This window comes from Oleiphilus sp. HI0043 (genome assembly GCF_001634935.1).
This window is the reverse complement of record NZ_LWEY01000802.1, coordinates 1-515: the sequence shown is the minus strand read 5'-3', so window position 1 is coordinate 515 and position 515 is coordinate 1. Positions and strand designations below refer to the sequence as shown.

Here is a 515-nt window from a genome sequence, read left to right as displayed (position 1 = left end):
GGCACGCCCGTGCCAGGTGGGCTTGGCTGGTATCAAACATTGTCCTTATTTGAGTCAGTCGCAAAACAATGCGAAATCATCGGTTTCGATATTACCGAGTTCGCACCAATCAAAGGCTTTCATGCTTACGAATTTTCGGCAGCACTCCTGACATATAAAATGATGGGCATTATTGAAAGGCTTCAATCTAGGTAATTTACCCACCGGTAAGATTCATTTCTCATTATTGTGGCTCTCTTTAAGTCTGAATTGGCATTACTCTAACTGACCAAATAAATGTCCATCTCACAGAGTGTTTGTTCTTTGTGGGTAAGGTTATATGAGTTCCTTAAGATAGGTTGATTATGAGAATTAGAAAAAAAGCCGCGCTAACTGTTTTGGGTCTGCTGATATGTGTTGTCAGTGTAAGCTTCTTGTATGTAAAGCGCCTTGCTAAAGGTGACCTGCCAAAGTGGGACCCTGAAGGCTATTTAACAGTCGATGCCAATGGCATGAAATTCTCGGTAAATGTTCGT

Annotated in this window: 1 protein-coding gene; it reads left to right on the top strand. The window is 41.7% G+C overall.

Annotated elements, in window-relative coordinates; genetic code table 11:
• A partial coding sequence (locus A3729_RS09185) for an arginase family protein (protein ID WP_197475727.1) occupies positions 1 to 195 on the top strand: 195 nt, incomplete at its 5' end.
• Positions 196 to 515: the final 320 nt, after the last annotated feature.